Origin of the sequence: Rugamonas sp. DEMB1 (assembly GCF_029834475.1) — a bacterium.
Classification (GTDB): domain Bacteria; phylum Pseudomonadota; class Gammaproteobacteria; order Burkholderiales; family Burkholderiaceae_D; genus Rugamonas; species Rugamonas rubra.
This window is the reverse complement of sequence record NZ_CP122407.1, coordinates 3,797,522-3,824,469: the sequence shown is the minus strand read 5'-3', so window position 1 is coordinate 3,824,469 and position 26,948 is coordinate 3,797,522. Positions and strand designations below refer to the sequence as shown.

The window sequence follows — 26,948 nt, the reverse complement described above, 5'->3', positions numbered from 1 at the left end:
TAGTTGCCGTCAAGCATAATGATATAGAACAATAAAAAACTTGATTTGGATCAAAATAGCGCCAATGGAGCGGAAACTACGTAGCCGAATTGACGCTTGCAAATGACAAGTGACTCGATTCGGTGGTATGGCCGACAAGCTTATCGGCCGTGTGGCGGGGCGGCCGGGCCGAAGGAGGCGAAGGTGTCGAGCAGCACGCGGGCGCGGAAGGGCTTGAGGATCAGGCGGTGGACTTGGCGGGTTTGCAACTGTTTGAGCAGCGCGCAGGTGGCGTGCTCGACCATGATGGCGATGGGGATGTCGGCCGCGCTGGCGGACTGGCCGCCGCGCACCTGGTCGAGCAGGCTCAGGTCGAAGCAGCCGGCCGCGCCGTCGGCGCAGTCGATGGCGAAGACGGCGCCGTCGAAGGCCTGGGCCTGCAGCAGGCGGCGGGCGACGGCGCCGCTGGCGGCCTCGTGGATGGTGCCCATGCCGAGCGAGCGGGCGGTCAGCGCGACGGTCTGGCGCAGCAGCGCCTCCGGCTCGACCAGCAGCATCTGCGCCCCGGCGCCTTGTCGTTCGGGTATGCGCTCAACCATGCCCGGCCCCGGCCGGCCGGCCCAGTTCCTGCACCAGCAGGTCGCGCAGGCTGCGCAGGATGGCCAGGTCGACGGCGCCGAACTGGCGCGGCCGGCTGTCCATCACGCACAGGGTGCCGACGGTGTTGCCGCAGGGTAGGGTCAGCGGCGCGCCGGCGTAGAAGCGCACATGGGGCGGGCCGCCGACCAGCGGGTTGTCGGCGAAGCGGGCGTCGGCCAGGGCGTCGGGGATCAGCAGCACGTCGGACTCGGCGATGGCGTGGCCGCAGAAGGAGATGTCGCGCGCCGTCTCGCAGGCCGGCATGCCGACGCGGGCCATGAACCACTGGCGGTTCTGGTCGACCAGGCTGATGGTGGCGATGGGCATGTCGAACTCGGCGGCGGCGAACTGCACCACCTTGTCGAAACGCTGTTGCGGCGGCGTGTCGAGGATCAGCAGGCGGTGCAGGGCGGCCAGGCGTTCGGCGTCGTTGGCGGGGATGGGGGCGGCGAGCATGGCGGGGCGGTGGCGGGCGGTGCCGGCGAGGGTGGCGTTGGCAAACACTGTAGCAGAAGCGGCGCCGGCCGCGGTGGTTTTGCCGGCGCGCTCAGCGAAACAGCTCGGCGGGCGGGTCCAGCCGCAGCTTCAGGCTCGATTCGGCGAACTCGCCGTCGCGGCGGTGGTAGTAGACGGCGCCGTTCAGGTCGATCAGCACCACCTCGGTGGCGCCGGCGGCCAGGTAGGCGCCGATCTTGACGCCGATCGCCTTGTGGCGGTTGCCCGGCGACAGCACCTCGACCACCAGCGGCGGGCAGCTGGACATGGTTCGGGTGTTGAGCGCCTCGGCCCAACGCTCCTCCGGCAGCCAGGCGACATCGGGCACGCGCACACCGGCGCGGGTACTGATGGCCAGGTTGGGGTAGGCCCGTCCGCCCAGTTGTTCAAGTAGCTGCTGGATGACCCAGGCGACGACAGACTGGTGCCGGTTGTGGGGCAATGGGCTCACGATGAGCTCTCCGTACTCGGATAGTTCGTAGAAATCGGGGCTGTTCGGGTCCAAGCCCAGCTCCTCCCACAATGCGGACAGAGCGGCCGGGCTCAGGGGTTCAGGTTTTTCAATGCAGGTATGCATGGCGGGCCTCTCAAAAAACTGCAAGCAGATGGCCAGTATAGCGTGCGGCGGCGCGACGCCGGCGGCGCACTCTTGGTGGTGCCCTGTGGCTGTGAGGTAGATCAATTCTTGCCGACGGGTTAATTTTTCTGGCAATATTGCCGCGCGGGGAGGGGCGTTCGGCGCCGGCCCATCGAATCTTTATCCAACGGGAGTTGCATGCAAGCTAGTCGAATCGGAAGATGGTCCAGGCGCGCCGCGCTGGGCCTGTTGTTGCTGGTGGTGTTGGCGGCGCTGGGCGCGTGGCTGTTCCTGCGCGCCAGCCTGGCCCAGCTCGACGGCACGCGCCGGGTGGCCGGCCTGGACGGCAGCGTCAGCGTCGCCCGCGACGCGCTGGGCGTGCCGCTGATCAGCGGCGCCAGCCGCAACGACGTGGCCTACGCCACCGGCTTCGTGCACGCCCAGGAGCGCTACTTCCAGATGGACCTGCTGCGCCGGGTGGCGGCCGGCGAGCTGGCCGAGCTGTTCGGCGAGCGCGCCGTCGCCGCCGACAAGAGCCACCGCCTGCACCGCTTCCGCGCCCGCGCCGAGGCGGCGCTGGCGACCCTGCCGGCGGCCGACAAGCTGCTGTTGCGGCGCTACGTCGACGGCGTCAACGCCGGCCTGCAGGGCCTGGCCGCGCGGCCCTTCGAATACGCGCTGAGCGGCGCGGCGCCGCGCCCCTGGGCGATGGCCGACTCGCTGCTGGTGATCTGGGCCATGTACTTCGACCTGCAGGGCGCGCAGGAGGGGCGCGAGCTGGCGCGCGGCTGGCTGGCGCAGAACAGCGACGCGGCGCAGCGCGATTTCCTGACGCCGCACGGCAGCCTGTGGGACGTGCCGTTGGACGCGGCCGGTGCGCCGGCCGGCGCCGAGTCGGCCACCATTCCGCCGCGCGCGCCGGCCTGGTGGGGCCGGCCGCTGCCGGCGGCGCCGGCCGGAGGCGTCGGCGCGGCCAGGCTGGCGCAGGCGGCGGCGCCGACGCTGGCCTCGGCCGACTTCGTCGACGCGGTCGGCAGCAACAACTGGGCGCTGGCCGGCAGCCGCACGCGCGACGGCGCCGCCCTGGTCGCCGACGACATGCACCTGGGCATACAGCTGCCCAACACCTGGTACCGCGCCGCGCTGCAGTTCCCCGACGCGCAGGGCCGGCCGCGCCGGGTGGTCGGCGTGACGCTGCCGGGCGCGCCGGTGGTGGTGGTGGGCAGCAACGGCCACCTCGCCTGGGGCTACACCAACAGCTACGCCGACCACCTCGACCTGATCGCGCTGGAGGGCGACGCGGCGCGGCCCGGCCAGCTGCGTACCCGCGCCGGCTGGGAAACCCCGCGCACGCTGCAAGAGACCATCCTGGTCAAGGGGGCGCCGGCGCTCACCCTGGCGGTGCGCGAAACCTCGCTCGGCCCGCTGCGCGAGGCGCTCGGCCGCACCTATGCGATCCAGTGGAGCGCGCACGCGCCGCAGGCGGCCAACCTGAACGCGCGCCGGCTCGAGCTGGTCGACACGCTGGAGCAGGCGCTGGCGTTGGCGCCGACGCTGGGCATCCCGGCGCAGAACATGGTCGCCGGCGACGCCCAGGGCAACATCGGCTGGACCATCGCCGGGCCGCTGCCGCGCCGTGGCGGCGACGCCGGGCGGGCCGGCTTCCCGCTGGCGCTCGACGAGCCGGCCGGCGTGTGGAGCGGCTGGCTGGCGCCGGCCGAGTATCCGCGCGTGGTCAACCCGGCCGGCGGCCAGCTGTACAACGCCAACAGCCGCCAGCTGGCCGGCGCCGGCGCGGCGCTGCTGGGCGACGGCGGCTTCGACCTGGGCGCGCGGGCGCGCCAGGTGCGCGACGACCTGTCCGCGCTGGGGCCGCGCGCCGACGCGGCCGGGGTCTACGCGGTCGGCCTGGACGACCGCGCCCTGTTCATGGCCGGCTGGCGCGAGCGCGCCGTGGCCGCGCTGGACGCGGCCGCCGTGGCCGGCAAGCCGCAGCGGGCCGAGGCGCTGCGCCTGCTCAACAGCAGTTGGAGCGGGCGCGCCAGCGTCGACTCGGTGGGCTACCGCATCGCCCGCGACTACCTGTTCGCGCTGTACGACATCGTCTTCGAGAGCGCCAACGCCGAGTTGGCCCGGCTCGACCCCAAGGCCAACATGGGCGCGGCGAGCCGGCGCTGGCCGGTGCTGCTGGCGCGCCTGCTCGACGAGCGGCCGGCCGGCTGGCTGCCGCCGGCCTACGCCAGCTGGCAGCAGCTGCAACTGGCCGCGCTGGACCGCGTCATCGCCCGCTTGGGCCAGGACGGCCGGCCGCTGGCCGAGGCCAGCTGGGGCGAGCGCAACCGCGCCAGCAGCGCCCATCCCTTCAGCAGCCTGCTGCCGGCGCAGCTGCGCTGGCTGGCCGTGCCGCCCGACATGCTGGCCGGCGACAGCCACATGCCGCGCGTGGCCGGGCCGGCCTTCGGCCAGTCCGAGCGCCTGACGGTGGCGCCGGGGCGCGAGGAGCAGGGCCTGTTCAGCATGCCGGGCGGGCAGAGCGGCCACCCGCTCTCGCCGTACTTCCTGGCCGGCCACGCCGACTGGGTGGCCGGCCGCGCCCTGCCGCTGCTGCCCGGCGCCGCCGCGCACACCTTGACCTTGACGCGCTAGCCCCGCCGGCCCCGCGCCGTTTGCGGCGGCGGCCGGGATTGGGGGTATCATCGACTCACCGCCGGCCGGGCGCCCCGGGCCGGTTTACCGAAAGAGGACGGCATGATCAAGGATTTTGCCAGCGCGTCGCGGCAGACGATGAGGTTTTTGCGGGAGCGCTTCGGCTTTCAATTGTGGATGGTCACCCGCGCCGAGGGCGAGGACTGGATCGTGCTGCACGCCGAGGACCACGGCTACGGCGTGCGCGCCGGCCAGGTGTTGCGCTGGAGCGACTCGTTCTGCTCGCGCATGATGCGCGGCCTGGGGCCGCGCATCGCGCCCGACTGCGGCCGGGTGGCGGTGTACCAGGCGGCGCCGATCGCCCAGTTGGTGAAGATCGGCGCCTACATCGGCGTGCCGCTGACGCGCGCCGACGGCAGCCTGTTCGGCACCCTGTGCGCCTTCGACCCGTTGCCGCAGCCGGAGGCGATCACGCAGGAGCTGGCGCTGCTCGAACTGATGGCCGGCGTGTTGTCGGCGCTGCTGGCGACCGAGCTGCAGGCGGCCGAGGCGGTCCGCCGCGCCGAGCGGGCCGAGGCCGAGGCCACCCGCGACAGCCTGACCGGCTTGTACAACCGGCGCGGTTCGGGCCCTGCTGCTGCGGCGCGAGGAGGAGCGTTGCCTGCGCTACGGCCATCCGGCCTGCGTGATCTCGATCGACCTCGACGAGCTGAAACTGACCAACGACCGCGAGGGCCACGCCGCCGGCGACCTGCTGCTGATGCGCACCGGCGAGGCGCTGCGCCAGGTGATCCGCGCCACCGACGTGGCGGCGCGGCTGGGCGGCGACGAGTTCGCCGTGCTGAGCATCGAGTGCGACGACGCCAGCCAGCTGCTGGCGCGGCTGCGCGACAAGCTGGCGGCGGGCGGCGTCAAGGCCTCGACCGGCACGGCGGCGCGGCGCGCCGACCTGAGCCTGCAACAGGCCTTCGAACAGGCCGACGCGCAGATGTACCTGGCCAAGCGCCAACGCAAGCAGCAGGGCGGCTAGGCGCCTGCGCGCTGCCGCGGCGCGGCCGGGCCCAGCGTGATCAGGGCCGGCTCGCCGCCGTTGGGTGGTTTGTTAGCCGCTGGCGCCTTCATTTTCCGGTCCTGCCGGTGGAAACGCCCGCAGGCGGGCGATGACGTCGGCGCGGTACTGGCGGCTGCACGGGACGCGGGCGCCGTCGCGCAGCAGCAGCTCGGCGTCGCCCTTGTCGAGCGGGTGGACGCTGGCGATGCGGTCGAGCCGCACGGCGGCGCGGCGGTGGCAGCGCACGAAGCGCTCGCCGAGCCGCTCGACCAGGCCGGCCAAGGTCTGGCGCAGCAGCGGCCGGCCGGCGGCGGTGTGCAGGACGACGTAGTTGTCGGCGCTTTCCAGCCAGCTGATGTCGTCGACCGGCACGACGCGGGTGGCGCCGCGCTCGCTCACCAGCAGCTGGCGCAGCGGCTCGCCGGCCAGCGCGGCCAGGGCGGCGGCCGCAGCGGCGGCCTCGGCGGGCAGCAGCGCCAGGCGCCCGCGCAGCCGCTGCAGGGCGCGCCGCAGGCGCTCCTGGTCGTAGGGCTTGAGCAGGTAGTCGACGGCGTTGGCGTCGAAGGCGGGGATGGCGTACTGGTCGTAGGCGGTGACGAAGACCACCAGCGGCGCCGGCGTCGGCAGCGAGGCGGCCAGCTCCAGGCCGCTCACCTCGGGCATCTGGATGTCGAGCAGCAGGGCGTCGGGGGCGAGGCGGGCGACCAGTTCGAGCGCCTCGACGGCGTCGCGCGCCTCGCCGACCAGCTCGACGTCGGGGTGCTGCGCCAGCATGCGGCGCAGCCGGTCGCGCGCGGGCCGCTCGTCGTCGACGATCAGCAGGCGCATGGCAGCCTCAGTTCGGCGCGCACGCCGGCCGGCGCCAGCGCGCTCAGCGTCAGGCCGGCGCGCTCGCCGTGCAGCTCAAGCAGGCGCTCGCGCAGGTTGGCCAGGCCGATGCCGCCGCCGTCGGCCGCCCCGGCCGGCGACGACGCCGCCCCGCTCGCCTGCGCCGCCGCGGCGTCGGCCAGCGCCGACGGTGTTGTTGCGGCGCCGGCCGGTGCCAACGCCGCCGCCGCGGCGTTGGGCGCCAGCGTGCCGCCGTCGTCGTCCATCCTGAGCACCAGTTGGCCGCCCTCGCGGCTGGCGGCGATGCTGATGCGCACCGGCTGGCGGCGCCGCTCGACGGTGTGTTTGAAGATGTTTTCCAGCAGCGGCTGCAGGCTCATCACCGGCACCGGGCAGGCCAACAGCGTCTCGTCGATGTGCCAGTCGATGCTGACGCGGTCGCTGAAGCGTTCGCGCATCAGGCCGGCGTAGGCGCGCAGCAGGCGCAGTTCGGTGGCCAGCGGCGCCTCGTGGCGGCCGTTGAGCTCCAGGGTGGCGCGCAGCACGTCGGCCAGTTGGATCAACATGGTGTCGGCGCGCCCGACGTCCTCGTGCATCAGCGAGGAGATGGTGTTGAGGGCGTTGAACAGGAAGTGCGGCTGCATCTGCTGGGTCAGGCGCAGCAGCTGTGCCTGGCGCAAGGCGCCCTTGGCGCGCTCGGCGCGTAGTTGCTCCTGCAGCAGCGCGTGGTAGGACAGGATGCCGAACAACACCACGGCGGCGGTGCCGAAGAAGACGCTGATCTTGACATTCTCGTACAGGAAGGTCTCGACCCAGGCCTCGTGGTGGTAGGTGTCGCCGGCCAGCGCGTAGACGGCGTGGCGCATGCCGAAGGTGAGCGGCACGAAGCTGGCCCAGTAGACCGGCAGCCAGAGGAACTGGCGGCCGAACCAGCGCAGCGGCGTGGCCAGCAGGTGGTCGTGGCGCCGCGTGAAGTGGCGCTGGGCCAGCGTCAGCAGCGTGGCGGTGATGCCCGAGGAGGCCGACCACAGCACCGGCTGCCACACTTGGTGGTGGCCACGGCGCAGGTAATCCTGCACCTCGGTGGTGATCAACAGCAGCCAGAACAGCACCCAGACGGCGCCGGCGGCAAGTTTGGCGCGTCTGCTCAGCATGGCCGCTTGCCTTAAAAGAAAGCAAGATGATTGCCGATTCCTAGGTGCTTGTCAAAGCCCGCTAGAGCGCGCCGCTTACGCCGCGCCGGCGCGCTCGGCGCGCTGGCGCCACAGGGTCACGGCCAGCATCACGCCGGTGCTCATCAGGATGGTCACCACGCTCATCGCCATGCCCTTGCCGACCGAGCCCTGCTCGAACTGGCGCCAGATGTACAGCGAGGTGGTCTTGACGCCGGTGGGCGCCAGCAGCAGCGTGGCGACCAGCTCGCGCGAGGCGACGGCGAACACCATCATCATCGCCGCCAGCAGGCTGGGGAAGACCAGCGGCAGCAGCACGCGCAGCAGGGTGCGGCGCAGGTCGGCGCCGTGGACGCGGGCGGCGGCCTCCATGTTGTCGCCGATCTGGGCGAAGGCGGCGCTGGCGTAGCGCACCGGGTAGGGCAGCAGCAGGCAGCAGTAGGCCAGCAGCAGGATGGCCCAGGTGTTGTACGGCGTGGCCGGCCACAGCGGCTGGTTCCACGCCAGGATCAGGCCGACGCCGACGACGATGCCGGGCAGGCAGTTGGGCGCCACCGACAGCAGGTCGAGCGCGCGCCGGCCGCGCAGCCGGGTCTTGACCACGCAGTAGGCCACCAGCAGGCCGAGCACGCCGGTCGCCAGCGCGGTGGCCAGCCCCAGGCCGGCGCTGGTGGCCAGCGCCTGCAGGGCGCTGTCGTCGCCGCCGAGGATCTCGGCGAAGTTGGCCAGCGACAGGTTGGCCGGGCGCAGGCCGCCGGACAGGGTGCGCATCAGCGCCGTGGCGACGATGGCGAACAGCGGCGCGGCGGTGGCCACCAGCGCCACCAGCAGGAACACGGCGGCGACCGGCCACTGCCAGGCGCCGAGGCGGCGCGGCGCCACCTCGGTCGGCTTGCCGGTCTGGGTCTCGAAGACCTGCTGGCCGAGCAGGCGGCGCTGCAGCCAGAACACCAGCATGGCCAGCAGCACCAGCAGCACCGACAGGGTGGCGGCGCCGGGCAGGTCGATCGGCCAGTCGGAGAAGCGCCGCTCGATGCCGGTGACCAGCACGAAGAAGCCGGCGTTGGCCGCCAGCGCGGCCGGCGTGCCGTATTCCTCGATCACCATGGCGAACACCAGCAGCAGGCTGGCGGCGATGCCGGGCGTGGCCAGCGGCAGGGTGATGCGCAGGAAGGCGCGCCAGGGCGAGGCGCCGCAGACGCGGCCGACGTCGGCCAGCCGCGAGCCGCTGCTGGCGACGCCGCGCGAGACGGCGAAGTAGACCACCGGGAAGACGTTGAGGGTCATCACGAAGACCACGCCGCCGAAGGAGAACAGGAAGCCCGACAGGCGCGGGCCGGCGAGCTGCTCGAGGTAGCCGTTGGGCTGCAGCAGGGTGATCCAGCCGAGCGCGGCGATGTAGGGCGGGATCATGAAGGGCACCAGGAACAGCAGGCCCCACAGCGCCGCGAAGGGCAGCTTGAACAGGCCGCGCAGCATGCCCAGCGGGATGCCGACGGCGGCGCTGGCCAGCACCACGCAGGCGCCCAGGCGCAGCGTGTTGCCGGTCAGGGCGAGCAGCGCCGGGTCGCCGAACACGCCGGCCAGGTGCGACAGCGGCGCCGCCAGCGAGCCGTTGGCCAACTGGGGGAACAGCGCCTGCAGCAGGATGAAGGCGAGCGGCAGCGCCACCAGCAGCAGCAGGGCCGCCGTGGTGGCGCCGAACAGCAGCGGCGTGCCCAGCGCGGCCAGGCGGGGAAGGGCGGCGCGCACGCGCTACTTGCGGCCGAACAGGGTGGCGAAGCGGTGCAGCGCGGTGGCGCGCGCGGCCAGGCTCTGGCCGGCCTCGAGCTCGGGCAGCAGCTTGATGTCCTTCAGCGTCTGGCGCTTGGCGGCGACGTCCTGGCGCGCCGGGATCAGGTAGGCCTCGGCCACCAGGGCCTGGCCGCGCGGCGAGAGGACGAAGTCGACGAACTTGCGGGCGTCGTCGGCGGCCTTGGACGATTTCAAAATCATCATCGGGCGCGGCGCCACCACGGTGCCGCTTTTCGGGAAGATCACCTCGATGCTCTCGCCGGCCGCCTGGTTGCCCAGCGCGACGTAGTCGACGGCGCCGAACACCACCGCCTTGGCGCCCTGCAGCACCGGGTTCATCGCCTGGGCGTTGGGGCCGGCGATGACCATGCCGTTGGCCTTGAGGGCGCCGAACAACTGCCAGGTCTGCTCGCTCTGGCGCCCCTGCATGCCCGACAGCAGGTCGAGCGAGGCGCCCGACTGGGCCGGGTCGGGCATGGTGAGCTTGTCCTTGTAGGCGGGCAGGGTCAGGTCGCTCCAGTCGCGCGGGCGCGGCGTGCCGCTCTTGCTGTTCCAGACGATCGACAGCACCGACAGGCCCTGCGCCACATAGGCGGGCTGCTTGAAGCGGGCCGGCACCTGGGCCGCGTTGGGGCTGCTGTAGGCGAGCAGCCAGCCGCGCCGGTCGAGGTCGGCGGCGCTGTCCCAGGAGGCCGAGATGACGACGTCGGCGCGCGGGTTGCCGGCCTCGGCCTGCAGGCGCGCCATGACCTTGCCGGTGTCGGCCTGGAAGACGTCGACGCCGATGCCGCTGGCGCGCTTGAACTCGGCGGCCAGCGTGTCGATCAGCTTGCCGGGGCCGGCGCTGTAGATGGTCAGCGCCGAGGCGGCCGGGGCGGCCAGGGCCAGGGCCAGCGCGGCGGCCAGCGCCAGGCGGGACGGGTGGTACGGTGCGGCGAGTTTCATGTGTTTCCTTGTCACGTGTTCTATGGTTGGGCGGGCCGGGGCCGCCAGCAAGCGGATTCAACAGTCGGGGTCAGTGCCGACAATCGGACAAATGTTGCCTGCCCGGCCGGCGTTCCACATGAGCTCGTGTCCGAATGTCGGCACTGACCCCGGGGTTTCCGGGATTCAGGCGGCGTGCGGCAGCCAGCGCAGGCGCTGCCAGTCGAAGCCGAGCTCGATGGCCTGGCCGGGCCGCAGCGGCTGGTCGGTGAGCAGCGTCAGGCCGGCGGGGGCGCCGGCGGCGCGCACGGCGGTGTGGTAGCGGCCGTTGCGGTAGCGCTGGCCCAGCACCTCGCCGGGCAGGCCGCCGCCGCCGGCGTGCAGCGTCAGCGCGCTTTGCGGGATCAGCAGGCGCTGCGCCGTCTTGTCGCAGCGCGGCGCCAGCCCCCGGCCGTGCCAGGCGGCGGGGACGGCGTCGCCGGGCAGCAGGGTGCCGAGCTGGAGGAATTCGGCGATGCCGCTGTCGGCCGGCTGGCCCAGCAGCTCGGCCGGCGCGGCCAACTGGCGTATCCGCCCGCCGCGCATGACGGCGACCCGGTCGGCCAGGGCGAAGGCCTCCTCCTGGTCGTGGGTGACGTAGACGGCGGTGGTGCCCATGGCGCGCAGCAGGGCGCCGATGTCGTGGCACAGGCTGTCGCGCAGGTCGCGGTCGAGGTTCGACAGCGGCTCGTCGAACAGCAGCACCTGCGGCCGCGCGGCGATGGCGCGCGCCAGGGCGACGCGCTGCTGCTGGCCGCCGGACAGGCTGGACGGGTTGCGTTGCTCGTAGCCCTGCAGGCCGACCACGGCCAGCGCCTCGGCCACCCGCGGCGCGCACTGGCGGCGCGGCAGGCCGCGCATCTCCAGCGCGAAGGCGACGTTGCCGCCCACCGTCATGTGCGGCCACAGCGCGTAGTCCTGGAACACCATGCCCAGGCCGCGCGCCTCGGGCGGCAGGAAGCGGCCGTCGCCGGCGACGCGGCGCGCGCCGAAGTCGATGCTGCCGTGGCCGGCGGCCAGCGGCAGCAGGCCGGCGAGCAGCTTGAGCAGGGTGGTCTTGCCGCAGCCGGAGGGGCCGAGCAGGGCCAGCACCTGGCCGGCCTCGAGGTGGAAGTCGATGCCGTCCAACACCAGCTGGTCGGCGTAGCGGTGGCGCAGGGCGGACACGGTGACGGCCGTGCCGGCCGCCGCCGGGCTGGGGTGCTCTGCCATGGCCTTAGAAGCTGTGGCGCAGGCCGGCCATGGTGCCGAACTGGTTCTGGCCGGCGGCGATGTCGACGCCGAAGCCGTTGACGCCCAGGTTGGAGCCGCCGCGGTTGCTGGCGTAGGAGTTGATCAGGTACAGGTCGGTGCGCTTGGACAGCGAGTACTTGACCATGGTGATCACGGACAGCGGGCCCTTGTCCGAGTGCTTGACGTCGGTGCGGTAGAGCGAGGCGCTCAGCTGCAGCGGCGCGCTGACCTGGTAGGCCAGGCCGATCCAGCCCAGGTCGGTGCGCACGCTTGCGGCGCCGACGCCGACGTTCTCCTGTTTGCGCCGCAGGTAGCCGCCCAGCACTTCGGCCGCGCCGACCTTGTAGCGGGCGCCGAAGGTCAGGTGCTCGTCGGTGTTGTTCTCCAGCGCGGCGGTCTGGCCGTGCTTGCGGTCGTAGACCAGGGCGGCGCGCCAGGCGGCGCCGTGGTACTGCAGGCCGGCGCCGAGCTGGCGGCCGGCCTTGCTGTGGCCGGCCAGTTCGCCGCCCTTGCTGCTGTCGTAGCCGGTGCTGTAGTAGACCGACAGGTCGACGGCGTCGAACTTGCCGCTGTACTTGACGGCGTTGTCGATGCGGTCGGAGAAGGCGGCGTCGTGCACCTTGGACGACCAGGTGGCGTTGTCCATGGTGTTGTACTTGCTCATCCAGTCGAGCATCAGGCTGTTCTGCCGGCCCAGGGTCAGCGCGCCCCAGCCGCCCTGCAGGCCGACGTAGGCCTGGCGGCCGAACAGGCGGCCGCCCTGCAGCGCGGCGCCGGTGTCGACGCCGATGCCCGATTCGAGGGCGAAGACGGTCTTCAGGCCGCCGCCCAGTCCCTCCGTGCCGCGCAAGCCCAGGCGCGAGCCGGACAGGTTGCCCGAGCTGAGCCGGGTCAGGTTGGCCTTCGAGCCGGCGATGCTGGCGGAGTGGTTGATGGCTTCGACGCCGCTGTCGATGATGCCGTAGACGGCGACGTTCGACTGGGCGCCGGCGTGGCCGGCGAGGGCCAGCGCGACGGCGGCGGCGGCGGTGCTAACAACGACTCTTGACTGCATTCAATTCCCCTAGATGAAAAAATCGCCCCGGCTGGCCAGGGCGATCAAACGAGTTTGGTCCGGCGACGGGGCGTGCCGCCACAGCGGCGGCGCGCCCAAAACAGTTGGCAGGATAAGGGCGGCATATGTCGCCTTGATGACAGGGCGGCGCGATTCGCCACCGCCTTCTGGCGCGAACGGCGCCGTCCTGGCATAATGGGGTCTCTCAGCGGGAGTAGCTCAGTTGGTAGAGCGCAACCTTGCCAAGGTTGAGGTCGAGAGTTCGAGCCTCTTCTCCCGCTCCAAATTCCAAAGAACCCCGTCGGCCCCGACGCGCAACAGCGCGCGCGGTGTCGGCGGGGCTTTTTTTCGTCCGGCTTTTCATGTTTGGCGGGAAACTGTTGACAGTTCTTGCAATGTTTCAGGCGCGCGCGGCGGGGAGCGTTGTATATCGCCGCCAAAAGGGGATTGATTCAGGCCAAAACTGGCGTTCCCATAGGCAAAATCGTTATACTGGAAAGGCAATGGAATTATTTCCCGAACAGGGTTTTTCCTATGAGCCGCGCGACGCGCGCGGCCGCCAACCGGTCAATAGTCGTGCCCCAGACGGAGATGAAGCATATGAAATCAGTTCAACAGGAAGTGGACGAACGCAGCAACCTGACCAACTCCAACAAATTCGAGCTGCTGCTGTTCCGCCTCGGCGGCGACGCCAACGGCGAACATTCGGAACTGTTCGGCATCAACGTCTTCAAGATCCGCGAGATCGTCGCCATGCCCGAGGTGACGGCGGTGGCCGGCTCGTCGCCGCACATGCTCGGCGTGGTCAACCTGCGCGGCCAGATCATCACCGTGCTGGACCTGCCGGCCATCGTCGGGGTGATCCCCAAGACGGGCCTGAACATCATGCTGGTGACCGAGTTCGCCCGCACCACCCAGGCCTTCGCGGTCGAGTCGGTCGACGAGATCGTGCGGCTCGACTGGAGCCAGGTGCTGACGGCCGAGGGCACGGCGGGCGGCAAGGTGACCAGCATCGCCCGCCTCGACGGCGACGTCAACAACACCCGCCTGGCCCAGGTGCTCGACGTCGAGACCATCCTGCGCGAGATGGTGCCCAACGAGGGCAAGGACGTCGACCCGGAGACCATCGGCCCGCAGCTGCTGCTCAAGCCGGGCGCGGTGATCCTGGCGGCCGACGACTCGGTGGTGGCGCGCAGCCTGATCGAGAAGGGCCTGACGGCGATGGGCGCCCACTTCATCATGACCAAGTCGGGCAAGGAGGCCTGGGACCGGCTGCAGCACATCGCCGACGGCGCCAAGGCCGAGGGCGTGCCGGTCGAGAACAAGGTGGCGCTGGTGCTGACCGACCTGGAGATGCCGGAGATGGACGGCTTCACGCTGACCCGCCTGATCAAGCAGGACGCCCGCTTCAGCAAGATCCCGGTGGTGATCCACTCCTCGCTGTCGGGCAAGACCAACGAGGACCACGTCAAGGGCGTCGGCGCCGACGCCTACGTCGCCAAGTTCGTCGCCGACGGAACCTGGCGGCGACCATCCGCCAGGTTCGCTCAGCAAGTAGGCCGCCGCGCAGGCGGGCCGGCCGCCCGCGAGGGGGCCGGGGAACGGCGCCGCGAGCGATCGCGGCGCCGTTGTCACGTGCGCGGCGTGCGCGGCGTGGACGCCGGCGCGCACGTGTGGAAACGGCAAAGTTGCCTGCGCGGCCAGCCCGGGGCGGTTTTTGGGTTATGATGGAACGGTCGTACCGCGAACGAAATTCCGTCCCGGCCGGGGCGGAACAACTTTTCTGTAGGAGATGACCGTGGCAGCGAAGAAAATTCTGTTGTTGACCGGCGATTTCGCCGAGGACTACGAGACCATGGTGCCGTTCCAGGCGCTGACGATGGTCGGCCACACGGTGCACGCCGTGTGCCCCGGCAAGAAGGCCGGCGACACCGTCAAGACCGCCATCCACGACTTCGAGGGCGACCAGACCTACACCGAAAAACCGGGCCACCTGTTCGCCCTGAACGCCGCCTTCGACGAGGTCGGCGTGGGCGACTACGACGCCCTGGTGGTGGCCGGCGGCCGCGCCCCCCGAGTACCTGCGGCTGAACCCGCGCGTCGTCGAGCTGGTGCAGCAGTTCGCCGCCGCCAACAAGCCGATCGCCGCCGTCTGCCACGGCGCCCAGTTGCTGGCCGCCGCCGACGTGATCCGCGGCAAGCGGATCGCCGCCTATCCGGCCTGCGCGCCCGAGGTGCGGATGGCCGGCGCCGAGTACGCCGAGATCCCGGTCGACCAGGCCGTCACCGACGGCATCTTCGTCACCGCGCCGGCCTGGCCGGCCCACCCGCAGTGGCTGGCCCAGTTCCTGCAACGATTGGGCACCGAAATCAAGCTGTGACGGCGTGGGCGGCCGGCCGCGCCCCCTTTGCACGGGGCGCGGCCGCCGCCGCGCTAGGCCGCGCCCAGGTTGCGGGCGTGGAAGCGCAGGTGCTCCTCGATGAAGCTGGCGACGAAGTAGTAGCCGTGGTCGTAGCCGGCGTGGCGGCGCAGTTGCAGCGGCTGGCCGGCGCCGCGGCAGGCGGCCTCGAACACCTCGGGGTAGAGCTGCTCGGCGAGGAACTTGTCGGCCAGGCCCTGGTCGACCAGGATGCCGGCCGGGAAGGGCGCTTTCATGCCGGCCATCAGCAGGCTGGCGTCGTAGCGGCCCCAGGCGGCCTGGTCGGCGCCGAGGTAGCCGGTGAAGGCCTTTTGTCCCCACGGGCACAGCGAGGGCGCGGCGATCGGCGCGAGGGCCGACAGCGAGCGGAACAGCGTCGGGTTGCGCAGCGCCAGCACCAGCGCGCCGTGGCCGCCCATCGAGTGGCCGCAGATGCCGACCCGCGCCGGGTCCAGCGCCAGCTCGGCCACCAGCAGCTCGCGCAGCTCGAGGATGTAGCTGTACATGCGGTAGTGGCGGGCCCACGGCGCCTCGCTGGCGTCGAGGTAGAAGCCGGCGGCCAGGCCGAAGTCCCAGGCGGCGTCCTCGCCGGCGACGGCGGCGCCGCGCGGGCTGGTGTCGGGCGCGACCAGCATCAGGCCCAGTTCGGCGGCGACGCGCTGGGCGCCGGCCTTGGCGGCGAAGGTCTCCTCGTTGCAGGTCAGGCCGGCCAGGTAGAACAGGCCGGGCCACGCTTGGCCGGGCCGCGCTTGGCCGGGCGGTGCGGCGGCGGCGGCGGCGGCCGGCGGCAGGAAGACGGAGAAGCGCATCGGCAGGCCGGTGGCGGCCGAGGCGTGGCGGTAGAAGCGCTGCACGCCGCCGAAGCAGGCGTGTTCGCTGAGCAGTTCAAGCATGGTGGTCCCTTGGTCGATGGCGGCGCGGCGGGGCGCCGGCCTGGCCGAATTGTACTGCGCTGCGGTCGCGGCCGTCTGGCGTGCGACGCGATGCCGCCGTTTGCAATAAACTGGCAGCCTTGTTGTCCTTTTTTGTCGTGCCCGTTTGTCGTGCCCCCACCGGTCCCGGGGCAGTCCCCCGCGAACCACCCTTGCAGCATTCCCGGCCCGCCCCGCGCCGCCCGGGAAACGCGGCCGGCGCGCCCCAGCGGCCCCGGCCACCATCAATCGTTGCGCGCCGGCGCCGCCGCCGGCAACCCACTTTGGGAGATACTCCATGCCAGAAACCCTGGTCATTCCGGCCGAACTCGCCTGGCCCTTCGCCATCGCCCTGTCCTGGCTGTCGGGCGAATTGATCCACCGTTGGAGCGGCCTGCCGCGCATCAGCGTCTACGGCCTGGTCGGCTTCCTGCTGGCGCAGGCCTTTCCCGAGGCGCTGGCCAGCGACGGCTCGAGCGCGGTGACGATGCTGGCCAACCTGGCCTTCGGCCTGATCCTGTTCGAGTTCGGCTACCGCATCAACCTGCACTGGCTGCGGGTCAACCCGTGGATCGCCGCCAGCGGCCTGGCCGAGTCGGCCGCCACCTTCGGCCTGGTGTACTGGATCTCGCAGACGACCGGCATGCCGTCGATGACCTCGCTGCTGCTGGCCTCGCTGGCGATGTCGACCTCGCCGGCCGGCGTGCTGCGCGTGATCAACGAGAAGAACAGCGCCGGCCAGGTCACCGAGCGGCTGCTGCACCTGGTCGCCATCAACTGCGTGCTGGCGGTGTTCGTGTTCAAGGTGATCGTCGGCTTCTGGGTGTTCCAGACCTCGGGCAGCCTGTCGCAGGCCGTCTCGCACAGCCTGATCGAGCTGCTCGCCTCGGCCGCGCTGGGCGCGCTGTTCGGCATGCTGGTGCCGGCCGCGCTGCGCCGGCTGGGCAAGCTGTCGCAGGACGGCACGGTGGCCTTCGCGCTCGGCGTGGTGCTGCTGGTGGCGCTGGCCCACGCCAGCGACTTGTCGCCGGTGTTGGCGACGCTGACCTTCGGCCTGACGGCGCGCCACCGCCGCGTCGCCTTCAGCCGCACCGAGCGCAACTTCGGCGGCCTGGGCGAGCTGCTGACGGTGCTGCTGTTCGTCTTCGCCGTCTCGACGCTGGAGTGGGACCGGGTGGTCGCCGGCGCCGCCCTCGGCGCCGTGCTGCTGCTGGCGCGCTTCGTCGTCAAGACGGCCGCCGTGGCGCTGTTCGCCCACGTCTCCGGCATCTCCTGGCGCAAGGGCGCGCTGACCGGCATCGCGCTGTCGCCGATGTCGGTGTTCGTCGTGCTGATGCTCGAGCAGACCAAGTACATGGGCATCGTGCTGGTCGACGAGCTGGCCGCGCTGGCGGCGATGACGCTGTTCATGGAAGTGCTGGGACCGATCATCACGCAACGCGCGCTGGTCTGGGCCAAGGAAACCCCGTCCAACAAGGAGAGCTGAGATGCCATTGGAACCCTTCACCACGTCGACGCCGCTGACCATGGGCGTCGAACTCGAGCTGCAACTGGTCAGCCTGTCCGACTACGACCTGACCGCCTCCAGCCCCGACCTGCTGCACCTGCTCAGGCGCAAACCCTTCCCCGGCAACGTCACGCCGGAGATCACCGAGAGCATGATCGAGATCAACAGCGACGTGCACACCAAGCACGCCGAGCTGCTGGCCCAGCTGCAGCTGACGCGCGACACCCTGGTGCAGGCCGGCGAGACGCTCAACATCGGCATCTGCGGCGGCGGCACCCATCCGTTCCAGAAGTGGTCGGAGCGGCGCATTTTTTCCAAGCCGCGCTTCAAGGAGGTGTCCGAGCTGTACGGCTATCTGGCCAAGCAGTTCACCATCTTCGGCCAGCACGTGCACATCGGCTGCGCCTCCGGCGACGACGCGCTGTTCCTGCTGCATTCGCTGAGCCGCTACGTGCCGCACTTCATCGCGCTGTCGTCGTCGTCGCCTTTCGTGCAGGGCAACGACACGCTGTTCAACTCGGCCCGGCTGAACTCCGTGTTCGCCTTCCCGATGAGCGGACGGGCGCCCTTCCTGTTGAACTGGAGCGCCTTCGAGCACGAGTACTTCTCGAAGATGGAGCACACCGGTGTGATCAAGAGCATGAAGGATTTTTATTGGGACATCCGGCCCAAGCCGGAGTTCGGCACCATCGAGCTGCGCGTCTGCGACACGCCGCTGACCGTCGAGCGGGCCGCCGGGCTGGCCTGCTACCTGCAGGCGCTGTGCCGCTATCTGCTCGAGCGGCGCGAGGAGGCGCCGGTGGAGGACGATTATTTGGTCTACAACTACAACCGCTTCCAGGCCTGCCGCTTCGGCCTGGACGGCACGCTGGTGCATCCGAAGACCTACGAGAGCCTGTCGCTGCGCGAGGATATCCTGACCACGCTGCGCAAGATGGAGCCGCACGGCGCCGCGCTGGGCGGCGGCGCCGGCCTGGAGCATCTGGTGCGGGTGGTCCACGAGGGCAGCGACGCGCACTATCTGCGCGAGCAGTTCGCCGACAGCGGCAGCGTCGAGGGCATGGTGGACGCGGCGATCCAGCGTTTTCGCGGCAGTTGAGCGGGCCAGCCGGCGCCGCTGTGCGCCGACCCGCTTCCGTCGGCTGCGGTGGGCGCGGCGCGCCCTAGTCTTCCATGCAGGCGTCGATCATCTGGTCGTCGTGGCGCCGATGCTTGGGCTGGCGCCGGTTGAACAGCTGCGCGGTTTGGTGGTTGGCCTGCTCGACCAGCAGCAGCGCGCTTTTCAAGGTGTCGCTCATGCATCGCGCGGCGGCCGTCATCGCCTCCATCGGCGAATTGGGCTTGGCCGCCAGACGGCGCCGCTGCTCGTTACGCAGTTCGGTGGCCGTCCGCCAGTGCTGGTCGGCGGGGCGCTGCACCCATAAATCGCGCCAGGCGTTGCGACCTTTGCCGCCGATCTCCAAAGCCATTTGGTGGGGCGACACGCTGTAGCCCCGATAGATCAGCTCGTCGTCGCGCACGCTGGCGTATTCCCAGGCATCCTGGTAGAACATGCGCACTTGGCTGCCGTGCGGCAAGAACAGGCATTTCCATTGATAGCCGCGCGGCGGTTCGCTGGACTTTTTCTGCGTGTCCATCCACAGTTTGAGCGCGTGCACCACCGCCTCGGTCGGCGACAGCGTGCTGCCACACTGGCGCAAAAAATTGCCCAGCTCCGCGAGTGCGGCGTTGGGGATGGCCGCACAGACCTCTCGCTCTTCCATGCTCTTTCTCCTGTCGGATTTGTCTCTTTTTGTCTCTTCCTGTCTGTTAGACCGGGCGGACGCCGCCGAGTTCAAAAGAGACGAAAAGAGACGGGAAGAGTAGGGCGAAAGAGTATGAAGGAGCGAGAGGTCCGGGAGGGAGACCGGTAGCATCTATTCGGTGCCGGCGACGGATATTGTCGTTATGCGCACATTATTGTTGGTAAATAAGCCATTTCGATGTATAGTTCCGCAACTTTCATGCCACAACGTCTCGGCGCCCGGCGCCGGCCCCACACCTTTCACTGGACTATCCATGCACACTATCGCCAAGCCGCTCGCCCTCGTTGCCACTTTCGCCCTGAGCATGGGCATGTCCAGCGCCCACGCCGCGCCCTACACGGCCAGCAGCATCGCCAACAATGTGCGCGACATGGGCGGTGTTGTCGCCCTGACCAGCGGCGACGACAAGAGTGTGGCGGTGACGCTGCCGTTCGCCTTCAATTTCTACGGCACCGATTACCGCACGGCCTACATCAGCACCAACGGCTTCCTCTCCTTCACCATATCCGACGCGGCCTGCTGCAACGGCCAGAGCTTCCCCGGCGCGCGCATCGGCGCCGCCGTCGCGCCGGCCTGGACCGACTGGGTCGCTGCCGTCAGCAGCAAGACCACGGGCGCGGCCGGCACCCAGGAGTACGTGGTGAGCTGGACCGGCGTCGAATTCGGCAACGGTGCCAACCCGGCGAATTTCCAGGCCATCTTGCACGAAGGTAGCAACAACATCGAGTTCCAATACGGAAAAACCTTCGCCAGCGGACACGTGCTGGGCAGCGGCATCCAGAGCGCCAACGGCGCCGGCGCCGTCGGCCTGAACCTGAGCACCAGCAACTTCAGCGGTCGCGGCGTGCTGATTTCGGCTGTGCCGGAAGCGGACACCTACGCGATGCTGCTGGCCGGTCTCGGCCTGATCGGCGTGGTCGGTCGCCGCCGCCGCGCAGCCGTCTAAGAGGCCATCGGCCAGCCGGCCTGCGCCGCGCGGCGCAGGTCGGAGCGCACCACCATGCGGTGAAAGGGCGCGATCAAGCGGATGTAGTTGCGACCCAGCAGGTTGTGGCAATGCACGACGGTTGACACCACCACCTGCGGCGCGCCGTCAACTTCCCGGCATAACACCGAGAGGCGGAAGTCGAGGTGTTTGTCGTTCTCGCCGAGGATGATTTCATGCGCGCGCCTTTCGTAGATCTTGAAAAAGGCGATGCGGGCGTCGTCGGCATTGACCAACTCGCTGGTGGTTTTGAGACCGATCAAGCTGACTACAGCGTCGCGCAGGCGCATCAGCCGGTTGACCCATGGCGCCTGCTGCGAAAACATGAGGCGGGCCAGTTGTTCCGGATCGTCGCTGGTGCCGGCCGGCAGGCGCAGCGTGTAGGCGTCGGCGAGGAAGGGCTGCCGGTAGATGGTGCTCACGCGCGAATCGGCGGGCAGGGCGACCGGAATAATCGGCCATTCAGTGTCTGGCATATCAAACTCCTCAATGCGATGCCGTGAGGGTACAGCAAATCGCCACACCGCGTGCGGCAACGGGCCTGAGTGTGTGAAACCGGCTGGCGTCGGATTTGCGCGGAGGTTACGCTAAAATTCCACACCATGACCACCACCACCACCGCCACCACCACCACCACCACTCCAGCCGCAGCCGCAGCCGCAGCCATCGTCGTCGGCCTGGCCGGCGCCGACGATCTGGCCTGGTCCAACGCCCGCTACGCCGACATCGATTTCCTGCCCTCCAAGGCGGCGGACCTGATCGCCATCGCCCGAGTTGACGGCGTGGCGGCGGGACTCGGCCGCGTGGTTGCCGTCGCCGACGGCGAGGGCGAGCTGGGTGGCATGTACGTGCTGGACGGCTTCAAAGGCCTCGGTCTGGCGCGGCGGATCATCGCCTTCTTGCGGGACAATAGCGGCTGCCACACGCTGTATTGCCTGCCTTTCGCCGAACTGGCCGCGCTGTACCAGTCGATGGGCTTCGCGCCCGTCGCCAACGACGCCGCCGTGCCCGCAGCGGTGGCGGCCAAGCACCGTTGGTGCAACAGCCATTACGGCAAGCCGGTGCTGTTGCTGCGCAGCGGCAATCCGACGCATCCCCATCATTCCCATCATTCCCACCCCCCCCATTTGCCGCAGCCAGGCTAGCGCCCGCCGAGCGGGCCGGCTCAGAAGCGCGTCTCGCGCGCCACGCGCAGGAAGTTGTCGAGGATGGGCGTGCAGTCGAGCAGCTCGACGCCGCCGGCGCGGTGGAACTCCGGGTGCCACTGCAGGCCCATGACGAAGGGCGCCTTGCGGTAGCGGATCGCCTCGATCACCTGGTCGGGCACCGACAGGGTCGACCTGCATGTCGCGCCCCAGCGTCTTGACGGCCTGGTGGTGGATCGAGTTGACCAGGCCGCGCGGCCGGTCGCGGAACAGCCGCTCGAGCGAGGAGCCGGGCGGGAAGGCGACGGCGTGGCGGTTGCGGTCGTACTCGTCGTTGACGTGGCGCAGCGCCTCGGGCAGGTCGGAGGCGATGTCCTGGAACAGCGTGCCGCCGAAGGCGACGTTGATCAGCTGGCAGCCGCGGCAGATGCCCAGCACCGGCTTGCCCGCCTCGACGAACTCGTGCAGCAGCTCGAGCTCGTACATGTCGCGCGCCCGGTCGCCGCCCCACTCGGGCCGGGTCGGCGCTTCGGCGTAGCTCTGCGGCGAAACGTCGGCGCCGCCCTGCAGCACCAGGCCGTCGAGGTGGCGGGCGTAGTCGCGCAGGCGGATGTTGCTGGGGTGCAGCAGGCCCTCGGTGTTGACGGTGGGCACCATGAAGACCAGCACGTCGCGCGACATCACCCACTGCGCGACCGACTCCTCGAGGTACTGCAGGTTGCGGCTGCGCAGGCCGGTGGCGCCCGGCTCGGGGTGGAAGATGCGCGCCGAGATGCCGATGTGCAGCGGGCGCTGGATGATGTGGCGGGTGGCGGCGGCGGCCAGGCGGCGGTAGCGCGCCAGCAGCACCCGGCGCCACAGGCTGAACACGGTGTCGCCCGGGTCGAGGTAGCGCGGCTTGGCCTCGTCGCGGTCCGACTTGCGCCGCTGCGGCGGCGCGTCGGCAGGGGGGGCGCCGGGCGCGGGCGCGCCGAGGGGGGATCGTTGTCGCCGCCGCCGTTGTCGCCGCCGTTGTCGTCTTTGGCCATGCCCGCGCTCCCGTTGCTGTCCAGGCTGACAGTGTGCCACAGCGCGCCCGCGGCGGTCGCGCGCCTAGTCCGCGCGGCTAGCCGGTGCGGCCGAAGTAGCGCGCGTGCAGCCGCTCCAGCTCGACCTCGGCGGCCGGCTGCGACAGCACCAGGCGGCCGCCGGCCAGCAGGTGGACGTGGTCGGCCAGCGCCACCGCGCGCGCCGTGTTCTGCTCGACCAGCAGGATGGCGCGGCCGTCCGCCTTGAGCTCGGCGAGCAGCGCGAACAGCTCGTCGACCAGGCGCGGCGCCAGGCCCAGCGAGGGCTCGTCGACGATCAACAGGCGCGGCTCGGCCATCAGGCCGCGCGCCAGCGCCAGCATCTGCGCCTCGCCGCCGGACAGCGCGCCGGCGGCCTGGCGGCGCCGCTCGCGCAGGCGCGGGAAGCGGGCGTAGGCGCGCTCGAGCGCCTGCGCCAGCCCGGCGCGGCGCGCCGGCGGGTAGGCGCCCATGGCCAGGTTGTCCTCCACGCTCATGTCGCGGAACAGCATGCGGCCCTCCGGCACCATGGCCAGGCCGAGGCCGGCGCGGCGCCAGGTCGGCGTGCCGGCCAGGTCGGCGCCGTCCAGCCGCACGCTGCCGGCGGCCAGCGGCAGCAGGCCCATGACGGTGCGCAGCAGGGTGGTCTTGCCGGCGCCGTTGGGGCCGATGATGGCGGTCACCTGGCCGGCGCGCGCCGCCAGCGTGACGTCCCACAGCACGTTGACGGCGCCGTAGCCGGCCCGCACGCCGTCGAGCTCAAGCATCGCGCCACCCCGCGCCCGCGTCCGGGTCCGCGTCCGCCGCCGCCGCGTCCGCCGCCGCCGCGCGGGCCGCCGCCGCGCGCGCGCCCGCCGCCATCGCCGCGTCCGCGTCGGCGCCCGTTCCCGTGTAGCTGCGCACCACCGCCGGGTCGCGGAACACGTCCGCCGGCGCGCCGTCGGCGATCAGCCGGCCGAAGTCGAGCACGGCGACGCGCGGGCACAGCGCGTGGATGGTTTCGATGTCGTGCTCGATGAGCAGCACGGCGCTGCCGAAGCGCGCCGGCAGCTCGGCCAGCATGGCCATGAAGCGGCGCTTGCCGTGGCTCTCCAGCCCGGCCAGCACCTCGTCGAGCAGCAGCAGGCGCGGCGCCGTGGCCAGCGCCTTGGCCAGCTCGAGCGCCTTGAGCTCGCTCAGGGCCAGGCCGCCGGCGGCGTCGCGGCCGGCCTTGCCGGCCAGGCCGGTGAAGTCGAGGATCTCGGCCAGGCGGGCCGGGTCGACCCGGCCGGCGCCGAAGCGCTGCGCCACCAGCAGGTTCTCGGCCACCGTCAGGCGCGCCAGCGGCTGCGGGATCTGGAAGGTGCGGCCGACGCCGAGGCGGGCGCGGCGGTGCGGCGCCAGGCCGGCCAGGTCGCGCCCGTCGAACAGCACGCGGCCGGCGCCGGGCCGCACCAGGCCGGAGACGGCGTTGAACAGCGTGGTCTTGCCGGCGCCGTTGGGACCGACCAGGCCGAGCACCTGGCCGGCGCCCAGCGCCAGGTCGACGCCGTCGAGCGCGGCCAGGCCGCCGAAGCGCACCGACAGGTTTTTCAGCTCAAGCATGGCCGTCCCCCGCCGGCCGGCGCCGCCGGCGCCACCAGCCGGCCAGCGGCGGCAGCAGGCCGGCCGGGCTGCGCAGGATGGTGGCCACCAGCAGCGCGCCCAGCACCAGCTGGTGGCCGCTCGGCAGCAGCGCCTTGAACAGCAGCTGGTCGAGCAGGTAGACGGCCAGCGCGCCGAGCACCGGCCCGGCCACGCCGCGGTAGCCGCCCAGGATGGCGGCCACCACCGGCAGCGTGACCCAGCCGGCGGCGAAGGCGTAGTCCGGCTCGAGGAAGCCGATGTAGTGGGCGTTGAAGGCGCCGGCCAGGCCGCACATGGCGCCCGACAGCAGCAGCATCAAGCCCTGAGCAGGGTGGTGTCGACGCCGAGCACGCCGGTGGCGTCCTCGCCGTCGTGCATGGCGCGCAGCGCCAGGCCGTAGTGGCTGGCGCGCAGGCGCGCGTAGCCGAGCGCGAACAGCAGCACGATGCTGGCGATCAGCAGGTAGGCGGCCAGCTTGCCGCCGGCCGCCTGGCCGAACAGCGCCGGCAGCGGCGCGATGTTGGCCAGGCCGCCGGCGCCGCCGGTCAGGCCGCGCCACTCGGTGGCGAGGATGCGCAGGATCTGCGCGCAGGCCAGCACGGCCAGCGCGAAGTAGGGGCCGCGCAGGCGCAGCAGCGGCAGCATCAGCGCCGCCGCCAGCAGGGCGGCGCCGGCGCCGACGGCCAGGCCGGCCGCCACCGGCACGCCCAGCCTGGCCGTCGCCAGCGCCGAGGCGTAGGCGCCGACGCCGAAGAAGGCCGAGTGGCCGAAGCTGACCATGCCGCCCAGGTTGCCCAGCAGGCCCAGGACTGCGCCACGGCGGCCACCACCAGGGCCGCCACCAACAAGCTCATCACGTAGTGGTCGGCGCCCAGCAGCAGCGGCACGGCGCCGTACACGGCGGCCAGGCCGGCGGCCCAGGCCAGGGCGGGGCGGGCGCGCCTCATCCGCGCCGCCCTGTGGCGCCGAGCAGGCCGTTGGGCAGGAACAGCAGCACCAGCAGGAACAGCGCCATGCCGGCCAGCTCCTGCAGCGCCGAGCTGGCCAGGGTGACGGTGAGCGCCTCGGCCACGCCGAGCAGCATGGCGCCTAGCAGCACGCCGGGGATGGAGCCGACCCCGGCCAGCACGGTGATGACGAAGGCCTTGACGGTGAGCGCGCCGCCCAGCGCCGGCTGGACCACGCCGTAGCTGTACAGGGCGACGCCGGCCACGGCGGCCAGCGCGCCGGCCAGCAGGAAGGCGGCCAGCTCGGCGCGGCCGGGGTCGACCCCCATCAGCGCGGCGGCGTCGCGGTCGGCGGCGACGGCGCGCAGCGCCCGGCCGTGCCAGCTGCGCGCCAGCCACCACCACAGGGCGCCCAGCAGCAGCAGGCTGGCGGCGCCGAACAGCAGCTCGCCGCGCATGCTGTAGAGCGGGCCGAGCACCACCGCCTCCTGCAGCCAGCTCGAGCCGGTCGAGCGGGCGTCGGCGTGCCACAGCAGCAGCATCAGGTTGGTCAGCACCACGCCGAGGCCGAAGGTGGCGATCAGCGAGTTGATCTCGCGGTCGGCGCCGATGCGGCTGACCAAGGCGTGCACGCCGGCCGCCGCCGGGCACACCACCAGCAGCGCCAGCGGGATGGCCAGCGGCGGCGCCAGCCCCAGCGCCGTCTCGGCCGTGTGGGCGACGTAGGCGGCCAGCAGCACCAGCTCGCCGTGCGCCAGGTTGATCACCCGCGTGGTGCCGAACACCAGCGCCAGGCCCAGCGCGAGCAGGGCGTAGCTGCCGCCCTGCAGCAGGCCGGAGTACAGCGCCTGGGCCAGCAGCTCGCTCACGCCGGCCGCCCGCCGGCCGCCGCCACGGCCGCCACCGCTGTCACGGCTGCCACGGCAGCGCCGGATAGGCCGCCTTGCCGGTGGCGTGCTGCGGCGGCCAGACGATGACGATCTTCTTGCCCTGGTGCTGGCCCATGCGGTGGACGAAGTTGGGGTTGTCGCCGTTGGCGCCGAAGCGCACCCGGCCGATCAATGTGTCGCGCTCGGTGCGGCGCAGCTCCTCGGCCACGCCGCCCTGCTTGACGCTGCCCTTGTCGGCGGCGCGGGCGATCGCCTCGAACAGCAGGCTCGCCTGGACGTAGCCGAACTGGCCCAGGTAGTCCGGCTCCTTCTTGTAGAGCCGGCGGTAGGTGTCGGCGAAGGCGCGCCCGTCGGCCGTCTCGAAGCTGGCCGGGTAGGGCAGCAGGGCGGTGCCGAACACGTTGGGCATCAGCTCGGGGAACTCGGCCGCCATCTTCGGCGTGGCCAGCGACCACACGCCGACCAGCGCCTTGAGCTGCGGCTTGAGCACGCGCGCCGCGCGCAGGATGCCGACGTAGTCGTTCTCGTAGCCGACCATCAGCAGCACCTCGGACTTGTCCTGCAGGCGCACCTTGTTGACGATCGGCTTGAAGTCGCCGATGGCCGGGTCGAAGGGGTGGCCGACGGCCTTCACGCCGCGCCCCTCGAGCGCCTTTTGCACGTTGCCGGCCAGGTCGGAGGTGGCGTCCTTGGTCGAGTAGAGGATGGAGACGGACTTGGCGCCGACCTCGGCCAGCAGGCCCAGCACGGCCTTCTCGTAGCCGGCCGTGTTGTTGATGCGGAAGAAGTTGCGCCGGCCGCTGGCGACCAGGCTGTCGTCGACGCCGCCGGAGGTGATGTAGACCAGCTTGAGCTTGTCGGCCGCGTCGGCGGCCGGCGCGATGTTGTTCGAGCCGTAGCCGCCGGTGATCGCCACCGCGCCCAGGCTGGCCAGCTTCTCGACGGCGGCGATGGCCTTGGCCGGCGAGGACTCGTCGTCGATGGTGCTCAGCCTGACCTTGTGGCGGCCGTTGGCCTGGTTGAACACCTCGGCCGCCACCACCACGCCCTCCTGCATGCCGGCGCCGACGCGCGCCAGCGCGCCCGTCAGCGGCAGCTCGACGCCGACCAGGAACTCCTCGCCGCGCGCCGGCGCGCCGGCGCTCCAGGCGGCGGCCGCCAGCGCGGCCAGGGCGATCCGTTTGATGGGGTTGTGCATGTTGTTCTCCTCGGGGGGCGGGCCGTGGCGGCCCTGGTTCTGGTTGTGTTTTGTCCGT

25 protein-coding genes, 1 tRNA gene and 4 pseudogenes are annotated in these 26,948 nt (G+C 71.3%); 10 read left to right on the top strand and 20 right to left on the bottom strand.

What is annotated here, in order from left to right:
• Positions 1 to 140: 140 nt before the first annotated feature.
• From QC826_RS17370 to QC826_RS17360, 3 genes are all read right to left on the bottom strand, one after another.
• Positions 141 to 578 (bottom strand): response regulator, encoded by a 438-nt coding sequence (locus QC826_RS17370; protein ID WP_279761737.1) that lies wholly within the window; start codon positions 576 to 578, stop codon positions 141 to 143.
• The gene (locus QC826_RS17365; protein ID WP_279761736.1) at positions 571 to 1,074 is read right to left on the bottom strand and encodes a GAF domain-containing protein; all 504 of its coding nucleotides are present in this window, start codon (positions 1,072 to 1,074) and stop codon (positions 571 to 573) included. Before QC826_RS17365 ends, QC826_RS17370 begins: the two co-directional genes overlap by 8 nt.
• 91 nt (positions 1,075 to 1,165) lie before the next feature.
• A complete protein-coding gene (locus tag QC826_RS17360) occupies positions 1,166 to 1,690 on the bottom strand; it encodes a Uma2 family endonuclease (protein ID WP_279761735.1) in 525 nt (174 codons plus the stop codon).
• Positions 1,691 to 1,888: 198 nt separating this feature from the next.
• Here QC826_RS17360 and QC826_RS17355 point away from each other — a divergent pair, with 198 nt between their 5' ends.
• Positions 1,889 to 4,336 (top strand): penicillin acylase family protein, encoded by a 2,448-nt coding sequence (locus QC826_RS17355; RefSeq protein ID WP_279761734.1) that lies wholly within the window; start codon positions 1,889 to 1,891, stop codon positions 4,334 to 4,336.
• 102 nt (positions 4,337 to 4,438) lie between these two features.
• Positions 4,439 to 4,792: pseudogene (locus tag QC826_RS31700) on the top strand (GAF domain-containing protein); the annotation flags it as partial.
• Here QC826_RS31700 and QC826_RS17350 read toward each other — a convergent pair.
• Positions 4,720 to 4,950, bottom strand: coding sequence for a hypothetical protein (locus tag QC826_RS17350; RefSeq protein WP_279761733.1), 231 nt, complete (start codon positions 4,948 to 4,950; stop codon positions 4,720 to 4,722). The pseudogene QC826_RS31700 and the gene QC826_RS17350 sit on opposite strands and share 73 nt — an antisense overlap.
• A gap of 17 nt (positions 4,951 to 4,967) precedes the next feature.
• Between QC826_RS17350 and QC826_RS17345 the strand changes: the two genes are divergently transcribed.
• Complete coding sequence (locus QC826_RS17345) at positions 4,968 to 5,366, top strand: GGDEF domain-containing protein (protein WP_313872884.1); 399 nt, start codon at positions 4,968 to 4,970, stop codon at positions 5,364 to 5,366.
• Positions 5,367 to 5,438: 72 nt separating this feature from the next.
• Here the strand turns inward: QC826_RS17345 and QC826_RS17340 are convergent, their stop codons facing one another.
• The 6 genes from QC826_RS17340 to QC826_RS17315 form a co-directional block, all read right to left on the bottom strand.
• The gene (locus QC826_RS17340; RefSeq protein ID WP_279761732.1) at positions 5,439 to 6,215 is read right to left on the bottom strand and encodes a LytTR family DNA-binding domain-containing protein; all 777 of its coding nucleotides are present in this window, start codon (positions 6,213 to 6,215) and stop codon (positions 5,439 to 5,441) included.
• Positions 6,203 to 7,369, bottom strand: coding sequence for a sensor histidine kinase (locus QC826_RS17335; protein ID WP_279761731.1), 1,167 nt, complete (start codon positions 7,367 to 7,369; stop codon positions 6,203 to 6,205). The genes QC826_RS17340 and QC826_RS17335 overlap by 13 nt, the downstream gene beginning before the upstream one ends.
• Positions 7,370 to 7,444: 75 nt before the next feature.
• A complete protein-coding gene (locus QC826_RS17330; RefSeq protein WP_279761730.1) occupies positions 7,445 to 9,139 on the bottom strand; it encodes an ABC transporter permease in 1,695 nt (564 codons plus the stop codon).
• A 3-nt stretch (positions 9,140 to 9,142) separates the two neighbouring features.
• The gene (locus QC826_RS17325; protein ID WP_279761729.1) at positions 9,143 to 10,126 is read right to left on the bottom strand and encodes an ABC transporter substrate-binding protein; all 984 of its coding nucleotides are present in this window, start codon (positions 10,124 to 10,126) and stop codon (positions 9,143 to 9,145) included.
• Between the two features lie 165 nt (positions 10,127 to 10,291).
• Positions 10,292 to 11,356: an ABC transporter ATP-binding protein gene (locus QC826_RS17320; protein ID WP_279761728.1), complete on the bottom strand. Its 1,065-nt coding sequence runs from the start codon at positions 11,354 to 11,356 to the stop codon at positions 10,292 to 10,294.
• 4 nt (positions 11,357 to 11,360) lie between these two features.
• Entirely contained in the window at positions 11,361 to 12,431 is a 1,071-nt protein-coding gene (locus QC826_RS17315; protein WP_279761727.1) for a porin, read from the bottom strand.
• 208 nt (positions 12,432 to 12,639) lie between these two features.
• Between QC826_RS17315 and QC826_RS17310 the strand changes: the two genes are divergently transcribed.
• The 3 genes and pseudogenes from QC826_RS17310 to QC826_RS17300 all read left to right on the top strand — a co-directional run bounded on the left by QC826_RS17310 (position 12,640) and on the right by QC826_RS17300 (position 14,812).
• Positions 12,640 to 12,715, top strand: a tRNA-Gly gene (locus QC826_RS17310).
• 316 nt (positions 12,716 to 13,031) lie between these two features.
• Positions 13,032 to 13,975: pseudogene (locus QC826_RS17305) on the top strand (chemotaxis protein); the annotation flags it as partial.
• A 254-nt stretch (positions 13,976 to 14,229) separates the two neighbouring features.
• Positions 14,230 to 14,812: pseudogene (locus QC826_RS17300) on the top strand (DJ-1/PfpI family protein).
• 53 nt (positions 14,813 to 14,865) lie between these two features.
• Here the strand turns inward: QC826_RS17300 and fghA are convergent.
• Positions 14,866 to 15,744, bottom strand: a complete 879-nt coding sequence (fghA, locus tag QC826_RS17295) for an S-formylglutathione hydrolase (RefSeq protein WP_279761726.1) — start codon at positions 15,742 to 15,744, stop codon at positions 14,866 to 14,868.
• 316 nt (positions 15,745 to 16,060) lie between these two features.
• Between fghA and QC826_RS17290 the strand changes: the two genes are divergently transcribed.
• Both QC826_RS17290 and QC826_RS17285 read left to right on the top strand, forming a co-directional pair.
• Positions 16,061 to 17,248, top strand: a complete 1,188-nt coding sequence (locus QC826_RS17290) for a cation:proton antiporter (RefSeq protein ID WP_279761725.1) — start codon at positions 16,061 to 16,063, stop codon at positions 17,246 to 17,248.
• A gap of 1 nt (position 17,249) precedes the next feature.
• Positions 17,250 to 18,368: a YbdK family carboxylate-amine ligase gene (locus QC826_RS17285; RefSeq protein WP_093384066.1), complete on the top strand. Its 1,119-nt coding sequence runs from the start codon at positions 17,250 to 17,252 to the stop codon at positions 18,366 to 18,368.
• Positions 18,369 to 18,432: 64 nt separating this feature from the next.
• On the opposite strand, the gene QC826_RS17280 is transcribed toward QC826_RS17285, so the two are convergent.
• Positions 18,433 to 19,032, bottom strand: a complete 600-nt coding sequence (locus QC826_RS17280) for a hypothetical protein (protein WP_279761724.1) — start codon at positions 19,030 to 19,032, stop codon at positions 18,433 to 18,435.
• Between the two features lie 295 nt (positions 19,033 to 19,327).
• Between QC826_RS17280 and QC826_RS17275 the strand changes: the two genes are divergently transcribed.
• Complete coding sequence (locus QC826_RS17275; protein ID WP_279761723.1) at positions 19,328 to 20,020, top strand: PEP-CTERM sorting domain-containing protein; 693 nt, start codon at positions 19,328 to 19,330, stop codon at positions 20,018 to 20,020.
• Here QC826_RS17275 and QC826_RS17270 read toward each other — a convergent pair.
• On the bottom strand, positions 20,017 to 20,535 hold the full coding sequence (locus QC826_RS17270) for a DUF2867 domain-containing protein (RefSeq protein WP_279761722.1): 519 nt from the start codon (positions 20,533 to 20,535) through the stop codon (positions 20,017 to 20,019). The two genes, QC826_RS17275 and QC826_RS17270, sit on opposite strands and share 4 nt — an antisense overlap.
• Positions 20,536 to 20,661: 126 nt before the next feature.
• On the opposite strand from QC826_RS17270, the gene QC826_RS17265 reads away from it, so the two are divergent.
• Entirely contained in the window at positions 20,662 to 21,204 is a 543-nt protein-coding gene (locus tag QC826_RS17265; protein ID WP_279761721.1) for a GNAT family N-acetyltransferase, read from the top strand.
• A gap of 20 nt (positions 21,205 to 21,224) precedes the next feature.
• Here QC826_RS17265 and QC826_RS17260 read toward each other — a convergent pair.
• The 7 genes and pseudogenes from QC826_RS17260 to QC826_RS17230 form a co-directional block, all read right to left on the bottom strand.
• Positions 21,225 to 22,176 (bottom strand): annotated as a pseudogene (locus tag QC826_RS17260) (gamma-glutamyl-gamma-aminobutyrate hydrolase family protein); the annotation flags it as partial.
• Between the two features lie 133 nt (positions 22,177 to 22,309).
• Positions 22,310 to 23,017 (bottom strand): ABC transporter ATP-binding protein, encoded by a 708-nt coding sequence (locus tag QC826_RS17255; RefSeq protein ID WP_279761720.1) that lies wholly within the window; start codon positions 23,015 to 23,017, stop codon positions 22,310 to 22,312.
• Positions 23,010 to 23,834 (bottom strand): ABC transporter ATP-binding protein, encoded by an 825-nt coding sequence (locus tag QC826_RS17250; protein ID WP_279761719.1) that lies wholly within the window; start codon positions 23,832 to 23,834, stop codon positions 23,010 to 23,012. Before QC826_RS17250 ends, QC826_RS17255 begins: the two co-directional genes overlap by 8 nt.
• Positions 23,827 to 24,171, bottom strand: a complete 345-nt coding sequence (locus QC826_RS17245; protein WP_279761718.1) for an ABC transporter permease subunit — start codon at positions 24,169 to 24,171, stop codon at positions 23,827 to 23,829. The genes QC826_RS17250 and QC826_RS17245 overlap by 8 nt, the downstream gene beginning before the upstream one ends.
• Complete coding sequence (locus tag QC826_RS17240) at positions 24,171 to 24,635, bottom strand: ABC transporter permease subunit (protein WP_279761717.1); 465 nt, start codon at positions 24,633 to 24,635, stop codon at positions 24,171 to 24,173. The genes QC826_RS17245 and QC826_RS17240 overlap by 1 nt, the downstream gene beginning before the upstream one ends.
• A 163-nt stretch (positions 24,636 to 24,798) precedes the next feature.
• Entirely contained in the window at positions 24,799 to 25,671 is an 873-nt protein-coding gene (locus QC826_RS17235; RefSeq protein WP_279761716.1) for a branched-chain amino acid ABC transporter permease, read from the bottom strand.
• A 40-nt stretch (positions 25,672 to 25,711) separates the two neighbouring features.
• Positions 25,712 to 26,890 (bottom strand): ABC transporter substrate-binding protein, encoded by a 1,179-nt coding sequence (locus QC826_RS17230; protein WP_279761715.1) that lies wholly within the window; start codon positions 26,888 to 26,890, stop codon positions 25,712 to 25,714.
• Positions 26,891 to 26,948 lie beyond the last annotated feature (58 nt).

Bases quoted from the DNA above. Each gene is read 5' to 3' on its own strand.
- QC826_RS17245 (WP_279761718.1), bottom strand. From the start codon at position 24,171: ATGCTGCTGCTGTCGGGCGCCATGTGCGGCCTGGCCGGCGCCTTCAAC.
- QC826_RS17360 (WP_279761735.1), bottom strand. From the start codon at position 1,690: ATGCATACCTGCATTGAAAAACCTGAACCCCTGAGCCCGGCCGCTCTG.
- QC826_RS17250 (WP_279761719.1), bottom strand. From the start codon at position 23,834: ATGCTTGAGCTGAAAAACCTGTCGGTGCGCTTCGGCGGCCTGGCCGCG.
- QC826_RS17285 (WP_093384066.1), top strand. From the start codon at position 17,250: ATGCCATTGGAACCCTTCACCACGTCGACGCCGCTGACCATGGGCGTC.
- QC826_RS17365 (WP_279761736.1), bottom strand. From the start codon at position 1,074: ATGCTCGCCGCCCCCATCCCCGCCAACGACGCCGAACGCCTGGCCGCC.
- fghA (WP_279761726.1), bottom strand. From the start codon at position 15,744: ATGCTTGAACTGCTCAGCGAACACGCCTGCTTCGGCGGCGTGCAGCGC.
- QC826_RS17275 (WP_279761723.1), top strand. From the start codon at position 19,328: ATGCACACTATCGCCAAGCCGCTCGCCCTCGTTGCCACTTTCGCCCTG.
- QC826_RS17240 (WP_279761717.1), bottom strand. From the start codon at position 24,635: ATGGTCAGCTTCGGCCACTCGGCCTTCTTCGGCGTCGGCGCCTACGCC.
- QC826_RS17370 (WP_279761737.1), bottom strand. From the start codon at position 578: ATGGTTGAGCGCATACCCGAACGACAAGGCGCCGGGGCGCAGATGCTG.
- QC826_RS17290 (WP_279761725.1), top strand. From the start codon at position 16,061: ATGCCAGAAACCCTGGTCATTCCGGCCGAACTCGCCTGGCCCTTCGCC.
- QC826_RS17270 (WP_279761722.1), bottom strand. From the start codon at position 20,535: ATGCCAGACACTGAATGGCCGATTATTCCGGTCGCCCTGCCCGCCGAT.
- QC826_RS17280 (WP_279761724.1), bottom strand. From the start codon at position 19,032: ATGGAAGAGCGAGAGGTCTGTGCGGCCATCCCCAACGCCGCACTCGCG.
- QC826_RS17265 (WP_279761721.1), top strand. From the start codon at position 20,662: ATGACCACCACCACCACCGCCACCACCACCACCACCACTCCAGCCGCA.
- QC826_RS17320 (WP_279761728.1), bottom strand. From the start codon at position 11,356: ATGGCAGAGCACCCCAGCCCGGCGGCGGCCGGCACGGCCGTCACCGTG.
- QC826_RS17325 (WP_279761729.1), bottom strand. From the start codon at position 10,126: ATGAAACTCGCCGCACCGTACCACCCGTCCCGCCTGGCGCTGGCCGCC.
- QC826_RS17255 (WP_279761720.1), bottom strand. From the start codon at position 23,017: ATGCTTGAGCTCGACGGCGTGCGGGCCGGCTACGGCGCCGTCAACGTG.
- QC826_RS17230 (WP_279761715.1), bottom strand. From the start codon at position 26,890: ATGCACAACCCCATCAAACGGATCGCCCTGGCCGCGCTGGCGGCCGCC.
- QC826_RS17335 (WP_279761731.1), bottom strand. From the start codon at position 7,369: ATGCTGAGCAGACGCGCCAAACTTGCCGCCGGCGCCGTCTGGGTGCTG.
- QC826_RS17315 (WP_279761727.1), bottom strand. From the start codon at position 12,431: ATGCAGTCAAGAGTCGTTGTTAGCACCGCCGCCGCCGCCGTCGCGCTG.
- QC826_RS17355 (WP_279761734.1), top strand. From the start codon at position 1,889: ATGCAAGCTAGTCGAATCGGAAGATGGTCCAGGCGCGCCGCGCTGGGC.
- QC826_RS17340 (WP_279761732.1), bottom strand. From the start codon at position 6,215: ATGCGCCTGCTGATCGTCGACGACGAGCGGCCCGCGCGCGACCGGCTG.